This window comes from Acaryochloris sp. 'Moss Beach', from assembly GCF_021497025.1.
GTDB classification, from domain to species: Bacteria; Cyanobacteriota; Cyanobacteriia; order Thermosynechococcales; family Thermosynechococcaceae; genus Acaryochloris; species Acaryochloris marina_A.
This window is the reverse complement of sequence record NZ_CP071717.1, coordinates 4,214,799-4,232,421: the sequence shown is the minus strand read 5'-3', so window position 1 is coordinate 4,232,421 and position 17,623 is coordinate 4,214,799. Positions and strand designations below refer to the sequence as shown.

Sequence of the window (17,623 nt, the reverse complement as noted above, 5' to 3'; positions counted from 1 at the left end):
TGACACAAGCGTTATGGCCTCTTCCAAACGCTTACTTATTCCTTCAGACATCCTTGCCTTTCTGTCTGAGGGAATAAGTAAATACTCTTGTACCAACACAATACAAAACAGAGATATTACAAGAGAAAGAAACTTCTAATTAAAACTACTATAAACTTCAATCTTCTTTATAAAATGATGCCATTTCTACTTAAAGATCTGAAGTATAAGGCTAGATATGGTCTCATACTCTCTAGCTAAAAAAGATATCTCTTAATTTTTTTCTCTAGGTGAGTGAATATTTTGTGAAAAAAGCACTAGGGGCAAAAAAATCCAGACTACAGTTTGCTTGTGAATTAAATTATTTATTGTCAGAGCAAATCAGGTATTCGGTGTTGTAATTCAATTAGATTTACAACTTCGCTGTTTTGTTCCATGGGGTAATTTGAAACGCAAAACACGGGCAACATATTGTATTGCAACGTTAGTTATTAAAGTTCAACTACCTGATCTAGATGGTTTAGGCAAGTTGATTTGACAGCAAAAATACACCATCAAGCACTAACAGGGGGATGTTCTTTATGAGCAGTTGGTGCTTTAAGACATGAGATGGATTCTGGTGTCAGTGTTTTTGCTTTTTAATGCTAATTCTGTTGCAGGCTTTATTTGTTTGCACTTATCTCTTGGGCGAGCTTTCATCACCAAGCCCATTGCTACTAAACACTTTCAGCGGTAACTACTCATGAAACTTCAAAAAATCGCACCTCTTGCGGTCCTAATCTCCCTTGGCGCTGCCGCATTACCTGCTGCAGCTGGCGAGTCCTATGTTGAGAACAGCTATAGAGTCAAGAGCATCTTTAACGGTCATTCCACAACCAATGTGAATGTTCATGAGACCTACGATGCTACAACCTGGGCAGGTTCAACCTCCACTAAGCATGTTGATGCAACTACCACCACATCTGGAGATAAAGATGGGGTCTGGTTTGAGGAAACTGACCACTCAACCATTTCAACTATCAGCTCTGCAACTGAAGATGGTAAGCTCTCCAGAACAACCAACGTACACAATACAGACAGCTACGATTACTCTGGAATCAACAAAACCCACAGAGTAACAGGTGGTTTCTCGTTCTAACTGAATTAAGTATATTTCTTGGGGCAACGTTATCCCGTTGCCCCTTTTATAATTCAGGAGAATTCACTTATGCGCCCTCGTTTTCTTTTCTGTGCATCAGTTGTTGGGTTTTTAGCAATTTCATCTCATTCTGCTCTAGCCCAAACAACCACTAATAATATTGATGCTCCCAACAATGCCCAATCCACAGCGAATCCGGCTGTCGATTTGAATCAACAAGGTTCTTTGGTTAATACACAGGTCAATACTCATCCTTTAGGGCGAAGTATTGTTGGTCGAGGAGTTGCAGATTGCACCAGTAATGGTATTGCTGCTTCTGCTTTTGGCAATGGAATTGGCCCTTTTGATACGGGTAGTATTGGTGGTTCGTTCACTTATACCCATTCTTTTGGTATGGGAACATGTAACGAATATGCCCAAACACAGCTTTCCAAAGCCAAGTTAGAGAACTGCTTGTTACTGATCAGCAACTATTCCAAGATGATTAAAGCTGGCGTTAAAGTCAGTTATCAAGCTCTAAAAACAATTGGTGGTGTGGATTGTCCTCCGATTGTGGTTCAAAGTGCGATCGCACCGGCAAACAACCCTGGACCATTGGGCCGTACAGCTCCTCCCCAGGCTCGTCCTCAGCCAGTGCTCTATCAACCGCAACAACCTGAGCAGCCTCAACAACTCCAAAATATCTCACCGAACCAACGTCAGGTTCAACAAAACCCCAGACTCAATCAACAGCACAAACAAAGCCCAAATCACCAAGTGCCTTCACAAGCCCCTACTCAACAGCAAAACTTTAACGCCTACCGATAATTCTCGATTATTATCCAAATTGCGTTGAATATATCAAGTTGGCTTAAATCTAGTTTGATTTGATACTTCTTGTTTATGCTCATTTGCTGTTTCCAAAAGTTTGCCTACCCTAGGTGAGCAATGTGCAATTTAAAAATTTCTGACAGTCTAAGACAAATGATTAGCTGCGTAGAGATGCTTTGTTGTGCAAGTGTCGTTGGTTATATCACGTGAAACTTTTCTATCTCACTCTATTTGCGATAACCACTGTCGGGGCTATAGCTAGGCCAGCCCTAGGACAAGGTGCTTTCGCCACAACCGTTACAACTTTTCAGGTCTCGCCCACTGGACATACCCTTGTTGAGCGAAGTATCAATGACTCTACGCAAAATAGTCAGAGTTCTGTGTCTTTGACCACCGATGGCAGTAGTGGCTCAACCCAAACCTCTAATAGCGAGAACGGCACAACAACACAAACCAACTATAGCTACGGAGCAACTTCTACTAGTGTCAGTATTGAAACTGCCAATATTACTCGTCAGATCGAGATTGAGGTGCGCGAAGAGTTCGACTTTAATGAGTCTTTAATCATCAATAACGCCATAACAGGCTATAGCTTTTAAACTTATTGGTTCCCAAGGCAGTGCTAGCAAACATCTCACTATCAAAGCAATCGGTCATACAACAGAGACGGTTGTTAGTGATGCTTACACTGGCCGTACAAGTATCATTTACTCCTATCGTCGGTTTTGCCCAGTCTAGGACAAACAATATTGACGTTGGCAATACAGCTGAAGCAGATGCCAGTCCAGAGCTGGAACTCATTCAAGGTGGTGTCTTAACGAATTCACAATCTGGCCAACGCCCTTTGGGAAAGTCAATTGTCGGTAAAAGTTTAAGCGATTGCACCACGAGTGGCTTAGCCGTTTCAGTATTTGGGAATGGGATTGGCCCCTTTGATACCGGCTCCCTAGGCGGCTCATTTACCTATACTCAATCAGCAGGAATGGAAGCTTGTAAGAGACATGCTCGTTCCCAGTTAACCCGTATCAAACTGGAAACCTGTTTGCTGTTGATCAGTAACTATTCAAAAATGAAGAAGGCGGGCATTAAGGTGAGTTACCAAGCCTTACAAAAGGCTTCTGGCGTGGAATGCCCTAACTTGTCTCTAGAGCAAATTGCACCTGGTGCAGCCATTAACAATTAGGATCCACGCCTTTCAGCTTATTCTGCAGAAATTTTAACCGATAGAATCTTGTCTCCCTGGCGAATCGCATTCACCACATCCATATTTTGGGTCAGACCAAAGGTGGTATGTACCCCATCTAGGTGAGATTGAGGGGCATGACAAATAAAGAATTGACTGCCGCCTGTATCCCGACCCGCATGGGCCATGGATAGGGTTCCAGCTTGGTGTTTATTGTTATTAATTTCACACTTGATAGTGTAACCAGGGCCACCTGTACCGGTACCTTTGGGACATCCCCCTTGGATCATAAAATTAGGAATGACACGATGAAAAGCTAAACCGTCATAAAACCCTTTATTCGCTAAATCGACGAAATTCTTGACGGTATTAGGGGCGTCCTGATCAAATAAATCAAGATTAATCGTACCTTTATTGGTTTCCATTATGGCTTTGGTCATGGTAATCCTAACTTTTTGATATTGTCTGCAACTTTGGCATCCTATCTTGGGACCAAGGGGAATGCAATTCAATTTTTACGTTAAACCCTATTTAAATCCTCATGCACACCCATCCACTCTGGCGGACAAAAATTCGACAGTTTTGGGGGCGTCCTCAAACAACGGCGTCGCTGCTTGGGTATTTTGTTATTGCTTAATGGTGGTTTGTGGGGCGTACCTGCCCTATATATGGCGATTTGGACACCCCCCATTCCAGAAGTTGAACTACCCAATATCAACCCATTAATAAAGGCGGAATATGATCTTTATGTCGTCAATTGGGGATTTCATACCGCTATTCTCATTGAACAACCCCAGGGCTGGGCACTGGGACCTCCCCACTCACCAAACTCCCGTTATGTTGAGTATGGCTGGGGGGATAAGCATTTTTTTATGCTATCCGACACCTCGTTTCTGGCCACTCTCACAGCTGGCATCCTGCCAACGGAGTCAGTGATGTACCTGAGAGGCCGAGACACGCTACTGTCGGCCCAAAAGCACGCGCGGCAACTGTATCATCGGAAAGTCTCGGCGCAACAACTATATGATCTGATTACAACGTTAGAGCAAAGCTTCAAGCGTCAGGATGGTGAACGGAGTGTCCCCTATCCACAAGTCCCTAATTTTAGGGGGCAGTTTTACCCAGGTCGTGAATATTATGTTATTTGGTCTGATTGTAATGCCTGGACTGTCCGCCATCTCCAAGGGATTGAAGTCGCCCACTCTTTTGGACCTGTTATCTTTTCAGAACAAGTGGGTCCAAGTTTGAAAGGCTTTCAACTGATCCAAGGGACAGACTAATCCAATTCACTGACTACAATCGTCTGGATGGATAGTAAGCCCGTGAATTCGGCTCTTGCAGACTCACAGTATTCGTAATGGCATTCTTCAAATATGGACCAACCGTTAAAAGCTGTGAGCAAGTTTCTCAGCTATATTCTCCGCCATCGGCCAGAGGCCATTGATTTAGAGCTTAATGCGGGTGGCTGGGCAGCCGTTGCTGACTTAATTCAATGTGCTGACAAACATGACCATTTTTTATCTGAAGAAATCATCAAAAAAGTGGTTATTTCTAATGATAAGCAGCGTTTTAAATTAAGTGAAGATGGGCAATATATTCGAGCTAACCAAGGACATTCCATTCCGGTCAACTTAGATTTATTACCTTTGACACCACCTTCTGTTTTATTTCATGGAACAGCCACACGGTTTTTAGCGTCTATCATGGCGAGTGGCTTACTCCCTTCTGGGCGTCAACACGTTCATCTATCAGCGTCATACGAAATTGCGATCGCAGTAGGCAGACGACATGGCAAGCCCACTGTATTAGAAATTAATGCCCTAAAGATGCAAACTGATGGCTATCTTTTTTATTGTTCCGAAAATGGCATTTGGCTCACCGATTATGTGCCCACTCAGTATTTAGTAGAAGTAGAATAAAACCAGCTCAATCAATAGTCCCTAAACACTATTGCGATAGACAAATAAAAACCATACAATAGAGATGTTTGATATAGAAAGCAAACGGGAATCATTGGCTTAATACTGACACCATTTCTCGCTTTCGAATTTACATTTTCTCCAGTGTTCAGGCTGTCCCTCTAACGGCACCATTATTGCTATGAATTTCAAGACTCTATTGATATCGTTTAGCCTTGTCTTGATTAGCGGGTTCAGCGTCTCTGCCTACAGAGCCAACTTCCATTCAGCGATTGAAGCACCGCCACAGCAAACCAATCCTGACTGTAAGTATCCTCCCTGCGATTAATGGGTGCGTGGCTAAATAACCTAGCTTTTAGTTAATCATTCTGTTCAATTCGATCAGCCATCCATAATATTCTTCTCCTTTTTGGCTTCGGGGAAGATCGACCTGTGTGCAAATGAGAGTAGCAAGTTCTTGAGCGCGGGGTCGATCAGCTATGGGAATAATGGTCCAATCAGGGTCTCGGGCGAAAGCTTCGGTCAAAGACACAGACATATAGTTAGACTCAGACACTGAATGGTTATAGAATTCATCCCCCGGAGATACTGATGAAAAAATCGCTCAGTAGTTAGAGGACATCTAACTACTGAGCAACATTTACACGGGCTTATTGGGGTACTAAGACACTTTCAATGAATGGCGCTTAATCGTCATCATCACGGCCACGATTAAGCCAGCGGTCTAGCTTATCTTGGAAATCACCTCGTCGATCTCCTTTTCGCCAATTCTCATTCTCATAGTCGCGATCTCGACGACGAGACCGCCCATAGTCTTCATCTCGGCGACGATTTTCCCAACGACGGCGTTTTTCCGAGCGTCGACGACGCTCTCGCCAACGGCGGTCTCGCTCTTTTTCCCAACGACGACGTTCTTTCAGCTTTTGCCGACGCCAACGATCATTACGACTGGAATTGTGATCATCTCGACAATAGAGTCGACCATATCGACGCCAACAGTAGCGCTTATGACGTCGGGATCGTGTTTTATTCGCAATCAATGAAGAGGTTTGCTCTTCTTGGACTTGCTGTGTACTTTCTTGACTTAGGATTACTGCTTGGACAGGAGACATAAATGCTGTCGCACCCATCAGAGCAGCAGCCAACATCACAGAGGATTTAGCCATTGCTTTATTACTCAGCTTTATCGGTTACTCTCAAGTGTTAGATTAGTCTCAAAGCCCAGGCATGTCAGTCTAATGGCAGCCAAAATCTAAGAATAAATAAATAGAAACTCATTAATCTGGAAGTGGAAAAAAAGTAGAAAGCAAGTGGAATTCAAGACCTTCCAATCAACCGATACAAACCAGAGATGAACAACCTTCCCAAAAGATTATCTATCCTGACTTGAGTGGGTCATTAAAATAGATGAAACCTCACCAATGGGATGATTTCTTGAAGCATACTGCTCAAGAAGTGAACTTAACGGGCAAAGTTAAAAATATTTTTCTGACTCGTTTTGCTTATGAGCATTGGCGCAAACCCGATAAAGAGGTTTGGCCCCTGGCCCAGGCAGCCAGCCATGAATCCTATAAAAAGCAAATGACTACGGTTTATTCTGCTTTTGCTAGTCAAACAGATCATGGCTGTGCTGAACTAGATTTATTGAGTAAAGGACCAGGAAAATTCAATATTTTGCGAGACTGGCTCCAAGATATACAGTATCCCAAATGGCTGCAAATGCGAGCAGCGGTCTTGCCTCAAGATTTACCCATCTTGAATTACCGAACGCCTCTATCTGCGAACTCTCCCTTTTACATCGACAGACCCCCCACTGAAGCCGACTGTACACAAGCCATTCAGCAAGTGGGTGCTCTAGTTCGGATTAAAGCCCCTGCCCAAATGGGTAAAACTTCATTGCTGCGCCAGCTTTTATTTCAGGCACAGACTTTAGAATATCAACAAATTTATCTGAACTTTCGCGAAGCTGAAACGTCTATTTTCGCTAGCTTGGATAAATTCCTACAATGGTTTAGTGCCAATATTTGCCGCGAATTAGGGTTGCCTCCCCAACTTGATCAGTATTGGGCTGAAGATTTATATGGCAGCTTAATGAGTTGCAAGACTTACTTTCAAACCTATCTGTTACCCAAGGTTGATATTGCCCTTGTCCTCGCATTAGATAACGTCGATCGACTGTTTGAGTATCCTCATATTGCTCAAGACTTTTTACCCATGCTGCGCTCTTGGAATGAAGAAGCAAATACTCAGACCATTTGGCAAAAAATTCGATTAGTCATTGCTCATTCCACTGAAATTTATATTGAGCTAGATGCTCATCAATCCCCCTTTAATGTGGGGTGGCCGATTAAACTCTGGGGCTTTACCCCTGAGCAAATGCAGGATTTAGCCCGTCTATATCATCTGGATAGCAAGCTGGAAGTTCAGATTCCTGGTGTCTTTCAAGCGTTGAAAGCCCTCATCGGTGGTCACCCTTACCTCGTCCATCTCACCTTTGATGCCCTGCGCCGCCAGCAACTCCAGCTGGATCACCTACTGCAACAAGCCCCCACCCAAAGCAGTATTTACAGTACTCATCTACGGGGACTATGGAATACATTACAGGGACAACCCCAGTTAGCCACCGCCATGTATCGAGTCGTAACCGAAACTTCTGAAGTCCGGTTAGAACCGATTCAAGCCTATCAACTCGAAAGCATGGGGTTAGTCAGCCTCTCGGGAGATTATGTCCAGCCCAGTTGTGAGCTATATCGTCAATACTTTGCCACTATGCCGTTGAATAATCATGAATTCGACAGCCTATAAAGTTGGCGGTAGTTTGGGCTACGACCATCCTTCCTATGTCACCCGCCAAGCCGATCATGAGCTGTTAGCAGCCCTCAGCCAGGGAGATTTCTGCTATGTCTTCAACAGTCGCCAAATGGGAAAGTCGAGCCTAAAAGTACGGGCGATGCATCATCTGGCAGATCAGCAGCACTACTGTGTCTCCATGGATATGACCCTGCCCGGCAGCCAAGTACAGGAGCAACAATGGTATGCCAGCCTGATGGTTCAACTCTGGCAAGGGTTAGCTCTGACGGACCAGCTTAACCTCAAGCAATGGCTGCAGGCCCAAACTTATCTATCCCCAGTACAGCAGCTAAAGCACTTTATCGATGAGGTGTTATATCAGTATGTTCCTGACCGTAAGATTTTTATCTTTATTGACGAAATCGATAAAATTCTCAGTCTTCCATTCTCAGTCGATGACTTTTTTGCCTTAATTCGCTGGTTTTACAATCAACGAGCAGAGAATGCCATTTATAACCAATTAACCTTCGCTTTATTTGGGGTTGCGACCCCTTCTGATCTGATTCAAGATAAAACCCAAACCCTGTTTAATATTGGTCATGCGATTGAGCTTGCTGGCTTCACCACTGAAGAAGCTCGGCCGCTCAGGCGGGGACTGCAGCCTTATGCGTCCAATGCCGAAGCTGTATTGCAAGCCATCGTGGCCTGGACTGGGGGGCAACCCTTTTTATCTCAGAAGCTGTGCCAATTAGTGATTCAGCAACAGGCTGAAATCCCTGCGGGACAAGAAGAAACTAGCATTGCAGCCTTGGTGCGATCTCACGTCATAAATCATTGGTCCACCCAAGACGAGCCCGTCCATTTACGCACGATCCGTGATCGACTCCAACACCACCCAGCCCGCACAGGACAACTCCTGGGCCTGTATCGCCAGATCCTAGACCAAGAATTCGTGGTTGCCGATGGTAGTGCGGCCCACAGTGAACTCCAGCTGTCTGGGTTAGTGGTCAGTCGACAAGGGCAACTCACCGTCTATAACCGCATCTACCGTCACATTTTCAACCCAAGCTGGATAGAACAAGAACTGGCTGCCCTGCGCCCCTATGCGGAAACGATGCAGGCCTGGGAACGATCCGACCGTCAAGATACCTCTCGCCTGCTAAGAGGTCAGGCCTTACAAGATGCCTTTGACTGGTCTCAAGAGCAGCAACTCAGCAACCAAGATTACCAATTCCTAGCGGCCAGTCAAGCTTTAGATAAGCAAATCGCTATTGACAATGAGCGGAAAGCGAGAGACTTAGAGCGTCTAAGCACCCAACTCGATGCCGAAAAACAAGCCAAACAGACCCTAGCCGCAGCCTATGCCGACGCCAAACGTAAACTACGGTTAGGCACAGGAATTCTGGCTCTGTCCTTGATAGGTGCCATTTCGACCTCTATCTGGGTGAACCACGCCTTGCAGCAACAACAAATTGCCCAAACCCAATCCATTGAATGGGCCGGTAAAAGTGCACTCCAGCAATTTGACTTTGACCAGATTGCATCCCTGCTCACGGCCCTGGAATCCGGTCAAAATCTCCGGCCTCTTGTGAGTCAACATCAGTCTTTACAGAGCTATCCCACCACCACACCCTTAATCGCCTTACAGGAAATCTTGCAGCATATTTGGGAACGAAACCGCTTAGAAGGTCATGCAGCCACGGTTAATAGCATCAGTTTTAGTCCCGATGGCCAGTCGATTGCCACCGCCTCTCGGGATGGTACCGCCCGCCTGTGGAACCTGCAAGGACAAACCCAAAAGATTCTTACTGGACACCAAGGCGATGTCTACAATATTGCCTTTAGTCCTGATGGACAACTTCTGGCTACCGCCTCTCAAGATCGAACCATTCGCTTATGGACCCGGTCGGGACGAACGGTACAGATCTTGCAAGGACATCAAGGCGATATCTATGACCTCAGTTGGAGTGGAGACGGCAACTATATCGCCTCAGCCTCGAAGGATGGCACCGCCATTGTGTTCGATCGCCAAGGGCGTCAACGTTTGCGATTTCAACAACATCAAGACTCAATCTATGCCATTAGTATTAGTCCCGACAGCCAAAGAATTGCCACAACCTCCCGGGATGGAACCGTTCGCCTCTGGACCCCTACTGGCAAGCAGCTATTGGTTCTAACAGGACATCAAGGCGCTATCTATGATGTGAGCTTTAGTCCAGATGGGCAGCAACTCGTCACGGCAGGGGCGGATCAAACGGTGCGATTGTGGGGCATCCAAGGAAAACCCTTAAAGATCTTCAGGGGCCACCAAGGGGCCGTTTACGACGTTAGCTTTAGTGCAGCAGGTCAGTGGATAGCCTCTGCTTCCGGGGATAAAACCATTCGGCTATGGGATAAATCTGGAAAGGCGTTACAGGTATTGAGGGGGCACCAAGGCGCTGTCTATAGCGCTCGGTTTAGTCCCCAAGGGAATCTCCTGGCCACCGCCTCCAATGATGAAGATAGTGCCCATATCTGGCAGGTTCGTTCGACTTGGCTAGCGCAACAACAGCGGCAGCTTCAAGGTAGAATCGCCAGTTTGAATTTCAGTATTGACAGCCAGGATCTAATCACAGCTTGGGTGAATGGTTCTGTGTCAATCGGGAACCCTACTCAACCCAACTTCAAACAACTACAAAGTCAGGTCAATGCTGTTACGAGTCTGAGCTTCCAGGCTCAAAAACAACTACTGGCAGTAGCCACCAAGCAAGGCACCGTTCACTTATACCAGAAAGACAAGCTACTCCAAACGTTCCAAGCTCACAAAGATACCATTTACAACATCCAACTCAACCCCCAAAACAATCTCCTAGCAACAGCTTCTCGGGATGAGACCGTTAAACTCTGGAATCACCAGGGAGAGCAGCAGGCTTCACTGAAAGGCCATTCTGGGGCGGTCTATAGCGTTCGATTCAGTCCCGATGCTCGACACCTCTTAACCACCTCTGAGGACGGTACTGCCCGATTGTGGACCCTAACAGGGGATCTGATGGCTCAACTGCCCGATCACCAAGGGGCAGTGTATGACGGTCGCTTTAGTCCCGATGGCCAGACCCTCGCCACCGCATCGGAAGATGGTCAAATTCGTCTCTGGACACGACAGGGCCAACTGCTCACTTCTTTTCGCAATTATCCAAGCTCTGTGTATCGTCTCCGTTTTAGTCCTGATGGCCAACGCATCGCCACCGGCTCAACAGATGGCAATATCCAAATTTGGGACTTACAAGGAAACCTACAAATGGAATTTGATGGTCACGCTACGGTGATCCAAGATCTCAGCTTTGACAGTAAGGGTCAGCAATTGACGTCCGTCGCCAATGATGGAACCGTTCAGACTTGGCAACTGTCTGAGACTCCTCAAGAACATTTGGATGCCTTATTACAGCGAGGCTGCCATTGGCTGGCTGATTATTTAGACAGTCATCCCCAGGAACAGTTATCCGTATGCCAAGGATCATAGCCTCTCAGGCTATAGGCCACTATTAAGGTGCTGTTTTCTTGGGGGCTTTCTTAAAAAACATGGTGGGCGGTAAATCTTCTTCGACCGGGGGCATTGTATTATTCATGCCCGATGGAACAGCATGTTCTCTGGTCAGAGTGGCGTGGGGATTGAAAACATGGGGCAGGGTACTGCGAATATCTAATCCTTCGACACTCACCTGGTTCAGTCCTGAAGGAGACAAGGTCATTAAGCGATAGGACGCTTTAACATTGCCCAACATAACGGCATCCCCTTCGACCAAGGTATGAGAGGTTGTACGTTCACCATTGACGACGACACCATTGGTGCTGAGCTTACCCGTTGCATCTCCATCGACAATTCGGTAGCTATAGCCAGAACTATTGGCACCAGGGATACGCAACAGCATGGCATGAAAACGGGACACTGCCTTGGATGCAGGCAACACGATAGAATTTTTTTTATCTCGCCCTAGGGAATAGGTGGGGGACTCTAATAATACACAGCGAACCCCTTCTTCTTCTTCAATCATCAACACGTGACAATCTTGGGTCACCACTATCGGCGGTGTTGGAGCTTGTACATTCATAATTTCTGGTTTAGAAGAAGAACGGCGAATGGACGACCATTATTGGCATTAGTCTTAAGGTAAAAGCGCAAAGCAGTCTGTTGCCACCGTAAAAACTCGTAAGTTTGTGACTCTCAGGTGTGTGAGAGGGAAATCATCTGTAGGCATCCATACTTTGAGAATGGATTACCGGCACCTGCTTTCTCCACCAGTCAGAGGTTAGAGCACCAGAATAAAACTATCCCGTTGATGAAAATCAGCCTCAGATCCTGGATGGCATAATGCCCAGTAGGTCAGGGGCAGGTCAGGAGATTGAATCACCGCACAAATCCCCACGTCTAAAGCAGGGGAAGTAGCCATAATTTGGTTGAGATCAAAGGTTAAAGACAAAGTGAGGGCGGTCTGCTGGTGATGAACTTGGAACGGCAGCGCCTTGATCGCCTCAACTTCCTGTAAGCCTTGTCGGTAAGCCTCAAGGTGAAAGGCATTCCAATCTCCGGCGGGGGAAAGATTAAACTCCCAATAATTGGGCTGGTGAGGCTGCCCTAGAAAAAATTCCAGACAGGTCGCTTCCCACAGATCAAACTGGCGAGTTGGCGACGATGGCGGGGGAACTATCACCTGATTTAAGTTGCCGGAGACTGTGTATGAGATCGCAAGTTGATTCCCCTCTCGTTCTAAGGTGCCCGTAATCGTGATATCGGGGTGGGGTGTGCCAAAGGGCTGCAGGGAAAAGGCAGTCATCGCAAAGATTGAATCAGGGCTTGAATCGATTCGGATTGGGCTTCAATACTCTCCGTCAGCTTGAACTGAACTAGGGCACGGTTGAGATTATGGTCTGGATGGTTGACCTTGAAATAGACATTGCCCGCAAGGTAGTCCGTAAAAAAGCGTAGCCCTAGTTCAAAGGTAATCAGGCGAATCGCATCATAGAGATAGTCATAATCATCCTCGGTCAGAAAGGACTGGGCGACCGCCAAATATCCTTGTAAAATCCGCTGGCACATCTTGAGATCAAACTGAACCATTTCCCACTGTTCCGTTTCTTCTCCCAAGGGGTTACAGCCCGACCGCAGACAGTCACCAATGTCGTAGTGAATGAGTCCGGGTTTCACCGTATCGAGATCGATCACACTCACCGCCTGCTGGGTCTCTGTATCCATCAAGATGTTGTTGATCTTAGGATCGCCATGCATTAGACGGAGGCGGAGTTTGCCCTCCGCTTTAGCCGCTTCGAGGATATTGGTATCTTGTTTGCGATCGCACACAAATTGCAGACAATATTCCACTTCCGGCGTCAACTCAACCTGAGTATCCTGCACCTGCTCAAACTGCTGTAAATATTGAGGGGTAATATGAAAGCCCTCCAGGGTATCCGCCAACTGCTCCGCCGGTAGATCGCTAATTAGATGGTGAAACATACCCAAGGCATAGCCCACCTCTTCCGCCTGATCAGGGGTCGTGATTTCCTGGAGAGCTTGGGCCGTTTCCACAAAACTCATGGCCCGCCAAAAGTCACCATTCGGACTGACCCAATGGTCCTGACGGTCTTGGGTAAGAAAGACTTGGGGCACTTCCCAACGTCTTTGACAGCCATCTGTTTGTAGTCGTTGGCAAACATGCTCCGAATAGGTGCGAATATTCCGCATCACCAATTGAGGCTGCTGAAACACCTGGGTATTAATTCGCTGCAGAATAAACCGTTGGTCCGTCGCAGCATCTAAGGTCACCAGAAACGTACTGTTGATATTGCCTTGACCAAATTCTTGGATATCAACGACGGTCCCTGCAGGTTTGAATTGTTCTGCGACAACCCAAGGGGACAAACCGGGGGGTAGAGGATCACTCATGGGGCTAAACAATCAAAGGAACTGAGATAAAACACCATAAATCAGTCGAAACACTAGGCTCAGGGTCATCAACACTAAACCCGATACAACCCCCAGCAACAAAATAGATTGAATGGGGTTACCGCCTTGAAGCGCTGGGACAAAGAAGATAATCACCAAGGTAAGCACGGCAATAATGGCCAAATCAACCCGCTCAATCCATTGCTGCAATTGACAATAGACCAAAACAGCCACTAGGCCTATCCAAAAACCACCGCTGATCAGGGTTGTACCCAAAAAGCTCGTCAGTGCCACTGCCAATACGCCTCCTTCAAACCCCGTGAAAGCAGCTCCCCCTAACATGCGAACTAGCGAAAAAGGAGGTGGTGGTGTCTTGACACGCACGGGGGTCGGGATAGCAGGACTAGCCGCCTGAGGCACAGGAGCTGCCTGAGGTACAGGACTGGCTGCCTGAGGTACAGGACTGGCAGGAGCTGGCAACACAGGAGCGGGTGGGGATGGAGATTGGGGGTGCGGGCTGACTATAGTTAAGTGGTTGCCCCCAGACTGGAGCGGGGTTGACCCAACTGCACCAGAATTTCGGCAGCAGACTGAAATCGTTTTTGGGGTGAAGTCTCTAATATCCGGTCCAAAATCAGAGCCAAACGATCGCTCACCTGAGCATGGGGTCGCCAGTTCCACTGATTGTGGGACGTATCGAACAAGTCGTTGGGGGCTTTACCCGTTAACAGCACAATACAGGTGACGGCCAACGCGTATAAATCGGACGAGGGAAACACCTGATTACCATGGGTTTGCTCCGGTGGAGCATAGAAGGGGGGGTATAGATACTGGTGGCCTTGCTGGGGGGTAGGGGCTGCCACATTGGCGACCTGCTTCACGGCCCCAAAATCCAGGAGATACAGCAACCCATTTCCCGTTTGGGTCATATTGGTATGGGTATGGCGCATGATATTCGAAGGCTTAATATCTCGATGAATCGAGCCATTCTCATGGACAAACTGGAGAACAGGCAGAATTTCTGCCAGCAGTTCCAGGATTTCCTTTTCCTTAAACTGAGTTTTGTCGTCTAACTCTTCTTCAAGAGTTTTGCCGTCAATAAATTCTTGGGCCAAATAGAAAAAATCTTCAGCGGGCTGCGATCCTCGCCCAGAGACCGGTAACTCAAAAAAAGCAAATAGATCCGGAATTTGCGGATGCCGACCCAATTTTTCCAGGACTTCGGCTTCTCGCTGAAATAAGCTTTGGGCCATTTGCATCTGGCTAGGCCCTAAACCCGTGGGCTGAAATTGCTTCACCACACAATCCCGTAAGCCTGGCGTGTAGCGATCGCAAGCGAGATAAGCAGCGCCAAACCCGCCTTTTGCCAGCAGTCGTGACGGTAAATATCGCCCGATGAGGATCAACGGCATCCCACAGCTTAAGCAAAACTTTTGCTGTACAGCTTTGAGAGCCTGAGGATCATCCAGGTCAGCAAAATAGTTATTCGGGCGCTGACAATTCGGGCGGGTACAGTAAATCTCCATTGAAGATATGCAGCTACTCGCAAAAACTAGTTAGTGGCAGAGGTAACAAGTTCGGCATCGTCAGATGAGTTCGCAATTCCTTTTAGGTCTGAGGAGAGAGTACTAAACTTGGGCAAAATCTCGGAGATAAAAATCTCTGCCGCTTTGGAGCGATATCGATTGGGGTTGATAATCAGAGATAATATCCTCTTTATAGCAACATTCTCAATTTTTACGCGCTTCAAACTACCCAACTCAAGTTCTTTCTCAATCGCAGATGTGGAGACAAAAGCAGCTCCTAAACCCGACTGAACCGCATTCTTAATCGCTTCAATGGAATTCAGTTCCATTTCAATTTTTAACAAACGAGGATCGATGTTGCCTCTCGTTAGGATTTGATCAATCACCTTGCGAATCGTGGACTGGGCATCCAGGGTGATAAAGCTAAGCTTGTACAGATCTTCCCGTTGAATCACTGCAGACTCAGCAAGCGGATGGGACTTCGGCAAAATCAAGGCCAACTCATCTTCAGCATAAGCAGTCACCGTTAAGGATTCTTGCAATTCCAACGGGACTTCACCGCCGATAATTGCTAAATCAACTTGCCCGTTGACAATACTCCAGCACGTGCGGCGAGTGGAATGAACATGAAGCTGGACGGCTACATCAGGATAGGCCTGACGGAATAATCCAATTAGACGCGGCATCAGATACGTTCCTGTGGTCTGGCTAGCCCCAATCACGAGGGTGCCCCCTTGCAGGTTCTGCAAATCTTCAATGGCGCGGCAGGTTTCCTGACAAAGGGCTAAAATTTTATCGCCATAGTCAAGTAAGAGATGGCCAGCTTCAGTCAATTGGGCTCGTCGTCCTCCTCGGTCAAAAAGAGGTACGGCTAGCTGACGCTCTAAGTTCTGAACTTGAAGGCTAACGGCGGGTTGAGAGACATATAAACTATCAGCGGCACGCTTAAAACTCCCTTCCGCAGCAATTGCTTTGAGAATGCGGAGTTGATCAAGCGTAAACGGAAGGTCAGACATGGGGGATGACCTGCATGTAAGACAATAAAAATCGTCCAGTAATCAAGATATTCTAAGTTAACCGCAAAACGTAGCGGGTCGCACTGTTTGTTGATTCTTGCATACCCACCGAGCAGGGTTCAGATAACAAACCTCTGGCTCAAACAACAGAATTAGAACCTCTGAAAACCTTTCCAAGCCTACGGATATCAGATATTTGGGGTTGAATGAGAGCAATCTTTAAGTTTTGTTTCCTGACCGGTCGCTCAACCCCTCAAAAGCCTTGATCAGTCCATAAACTTAAGGCTCAGATCCAACCAACTCGCTTGGGTGATCGGGGCACTCGTAGAGATATAGTCCACGCCTGTTTCGGCAACCGCTCTAATCGTTTGTAAATTGATATTGCCCGAGGCTTCAATTTTGACCGTGTGGGCACATTGGGTTCGAATCAGTTTGACGGCAGATTGCATCTGCTCAACCGCCATATTGTCCAGCATAATGATATCGGCCTGATTATCCACAGCCTGCTGGACTTGCTCCAATGTTTCAGTTTCTACTTCAATGGCGAGGGGAAACGGAATTTGTTGACGCACGCGACGAACGGCTTTACCAATTCCCCCAGCAGCAACAATATGATTGTCCTTAATCATCACCGCGTCATCCAAGCCCATGCGATGATTTATCGCTCCTCCGACCTGGGTGGCATATTTTTCTAAGATACGCAGGCCAGGTGTCGTCTTGCGAGTATCAACGAGCTGAGTCGGTAAATCGGCAATTTTATCGGCATAGGTGCGAGTTAGGGAGGCAATGCCACTTAACGGCATGATCAAGTTCAGGGCGACCCGCTCTCCCATCAGTAAGGCACTCATGGGTCCTTGGAGCTGGGCAACAACGGTCTCAGAGGAACTGTTCTCTCCCTCTTTAACGAGAGAATGCATCTCCACCTGGGAACTCAGGAGATGGAATACTCGCTGAAACAAAGGCAAACCCGCAACGACCCCCGGCTGCTTAAGACGGAGTTCAGCTTGCCCCCAGTCGGCTTCTGACCCAGCAGGCCAGAGGGCCTGGGTAGTGCGATCGCCCCGGCCAATATCTTCAGCCAGCCAGGCTTGTAGAAGTGGATCTAGAATCAGCCAGGGAGGTAAATTTGCCACAGATTATTCAGTGCCAGTTTCAAACTAGGGAATAGTATCGCATTGAGGTCAGCATTCTTGCTTCAGGCCCGTAGGAATTGGGGTGGCCCCTTTCATTACTTGGATATCCAGAGGGTTCAAAACTCAACGTTTTAGCAGGCTCTCAGTACACAAATGCAGATAAACCCAATCTTTTTTAGCAAAGATTAGGATTTATCTGCAGTGCATTCATA

At 47.0% G+C, this 17,623-nt stretch carries 18 protein-coding genes; 9 read left to right on the top strand and 9 right to left on the bottom strand.

Annotation, left to right across the window (positions count from 1 at the left end):
• Positions 1–721 precede the first annotated feature (721 nt).
• The 4 genes from HRE53_RS19995 to HRE53_RS19980 all read left to right on the top strand — a co-directional run bounded on the left by HRE53_RS19995 (position 722) and on the right by HRE53_RS19980 (position 3,110).
• Entirely contained in the window at positions 722–1,117 is a 396-nt protein-coding gene (locus tag HRE53_RS19995) for a hypothetical protein (protein ID WP_212664990.1), read from the top strand.
• 69 nt (positions 1,118–1,186) lie between these two features.
• Positions 1,187–1,924, top strand: coding sequence for a hypothetical protein (locus HRE53_RS19990; protein ID WP_235107681.1), 738 nt, complete (start codon positions 1,187–1,189; stop codon positions 1,922–1,924).
• Between the two features lie 209 nt (positions 1,925–2,133).
• Complete coding sequence (locus tag HRE53_RS19985; protein WP_235107680.1) at positions 2,134–2,526, top strand: hypothetical protein; 393 nt, start codon at positions 2,134–2,136, stop codon at positions 2,524–2,526.
• A gap of 80 nt (positions 2,527–2,606) precedes the next feature.
• The gene (locus HRE53_RS19980; RefSeq protein WP_212664988.1) at positions 2,607–3,110 is read left to right on the top strand and encodes a hypothetical protein; all 504 of its coding nucleotides are present in this window, start codon (positions 2,607–2,609) and stop codon (positions 3,108–3,110) included.
• A 17-nt stretch (positions 3,111–3,127) separates the two neighbouring features.
• On the opposite strand, the gene HRE53_RS19975 is transcribed toward HRE53_RS19980, so the two are convergent.
• The gene (locus HRE53_RS19975) at positions 3,128–3,550 is read right to left on the bottom strand and encodes a peptidylprolyl isomerase (protein WP_212664987.1); all 423 of its coding nucleotides are present in this window, start codon (positions 3,548–3,550) and stop codon (positions 3,128–3,130) included.
• 174 nt (positions 3,551–3,724) lie between these two features.
• On the opposite strand from HRE53_RS19975, the gene HRE53_RS19970 reads away from it, so the two are divergent.
• The 3 genes from HRE53_RS19970 (at position 3,725) to HRE53_RS19960 (ending at position 5,357) form a co-directional block, all read left to right on the top strand.
• Positions 3,725–4,390 carry a DUF2459 domain-containing protein gene (locus tag HRE53_RS19970; protein ID WP_235107679.1) on the top strand — a complete coding sequence of 222 codons (666 nt, stop codon included), beginning with the start codon at positions 3,725–3,727 and terminating at the stop codon, positions 4,388–4,390.
• Between the two features lie 93 nt (positions 4,391–4,483).
• Positions 4,484–5,029, top strand: a complete 546-nt coding sequence (locus tag HRE53_RS19965) for an RNA 2'-phosphotransferase (RefSeq protein ID WP_235107678.1) — start codon at positions 4,484–4,486, stop codon at positions 5,027–5,029.
• Between the two features lie 181 nt (positions 5,030–5,210).
• On the top strand, positions 5,211–5,357 hold the full coding sequence (locus tag HRE53_RS19960) for a hypothetical protein (protein WP_235107677.1): 147 nt from the start codon (positions 5,211–5,213) through the stop codon (positions 5,355–5,357).
• A gap of 358 nt (positions 5,358–5,715) precedes the next feature.
• On the opposite strand, the gene HRE53_RS19955 is transcribed toward HRE53_RS19960, so the two are convergent.
• Positions 5,716–6,195, bottom strand: a complete 480-nt coding sequence (locus HRE53_RS19955; RefSeq protein ID WP_235107676.1) for a hypothetical protein — start codon at positions 6,193–6,195, stop codon at positions 5,716–5,718.
• 241 nt (positions 6,196–6,436) lie between these two features.
• Between HRE53_RS19955 and HRE53_RS19950 the strand changes: the two genes are divergently transcribed.
• Both HRE53_RS19950 and HRE53_RS19945 read left to right on the top strand, forming a co-directional pair.
• Positions 6,437–7,834, top strand: coding sequence for an AAA-like domain-containing protein (locus HRE53_RS19950; RefSeq protein WP_235107675.1), 1,398 nt, complete (start codon positions 6,437–6,439; stop codon positions 7,832–7,834).
• Positions 7,815–11,318 carry an AAA-like domain-containing protein gene (locus HRE53_RS19945; RefSeq protein WP_235107674.1) on the top strand — a complete coding sequence of 1,168 codons (3,504 nt, stop codon included), beginning with the start codon at positions 7,815–7,817 and terminating at the stop codon, positions 11,316–11,318. The genes HRE53_RS19950 and HRE53_RS19945 overlap by 20 nt, the downstream gene beginning before the upstream one ends.
• A 22-nt stretch (positions 11,319–11,340) precedes the next feature.
• On the opposite strand, the gene HRE53_RS19940 is transcribed toward HRE53_RS19945, so the two are convergent.
• The 7 genes from HRE53_RS19940 to nadC all read right to left on the bottom strand — a co-directional run bounded on the left by HRE53_RS19940 (position 11,341) and on the right by nadC (position 17,411).
• Positions 11,341–11,907, bottom strand: coding sequence for an FHA domain-containing protein (locus HRE53_RS19940; protein WP_235107673.1), 567 nt, complete (start codon positions 11,905–11,907; stop codon positions 11,341–11,343).
• A 198-nt stretch (positions 11,908–12,105) separates the two neighbouring features.
• A complete protein-coding gene (locus tag HRE53_RS19935) occupies positions 12,106–12,630 on the bottom strand; it encodes a DOMON-like domain-containing protein (protein WP_235107672.1) in 525 nt (174 codons plus the stop codon).
• A complete protein-coding gene (locus HRE53_RS19930) occupies positions 12,627–13,736 on the bottom strand; it encodes a phosphotransferase enzyme family protein (protein ID WP_235107671.1) in 1,110 nt (369 codons plus the stop codon). Before HRE53_RS19930 ends, HRE53_RS19935 begins: the two co-directional genes overlap by 4 nt.
• A gap of 12 nt (positions 13,737–13,748) precedes the next feature.
• A complete protein-coding gene (locus HRE53_RS19925; protein WP_235107670.1) occupies positions 13,749–14,219 on the bottom strand; it encodes a hypothetical protein in 471 nt (156 codons plus the stop codon).
• A 44-nt stretch (positions 14,220–14,263) separates the two neighbouring features.
• Positions 14,264–15,262, bottom strand: a complete 999-nt coding sequence (locus HRE53_RS19920; RefSeq protein WP_235107669.1) for a serine/threonine-protein kinase — start codon at positions 15,260–15,262, stop codon at positions 14,264–14,266.
• A 26-nt stretch (positions 15,263–15,288) separates the two neighbouring features.
• Positions 15,289–16,278, bottom strand: a complete 990-nt coding sequence (locus tag HRE53_RS19915) for a LysR family transcriptional regulator (RefSeq protein ID WP_212664977.1) — start codon at positions 16,276–16,278, stop codon at positions 15,289–15,291.
• Positions 16,279–16,544: 266 nt separating this feature from the next.
• The gene (gene nadC, locus HRE53_RS19910; RefSeq protein ID WP_235107668.1) at positions 16,545–17,411 is read right to left on the bottom strand and encodes a carboxylating nicotinate-nucleotide diphosphorylase; all 867 of its coding nucleotides are present in this window, start codon (positions 17,409–17,411) and stop codon (positions 16,545–16,547) included.
• Positions 17,412–17,623 lie beyond the last annotated feature (212 nt).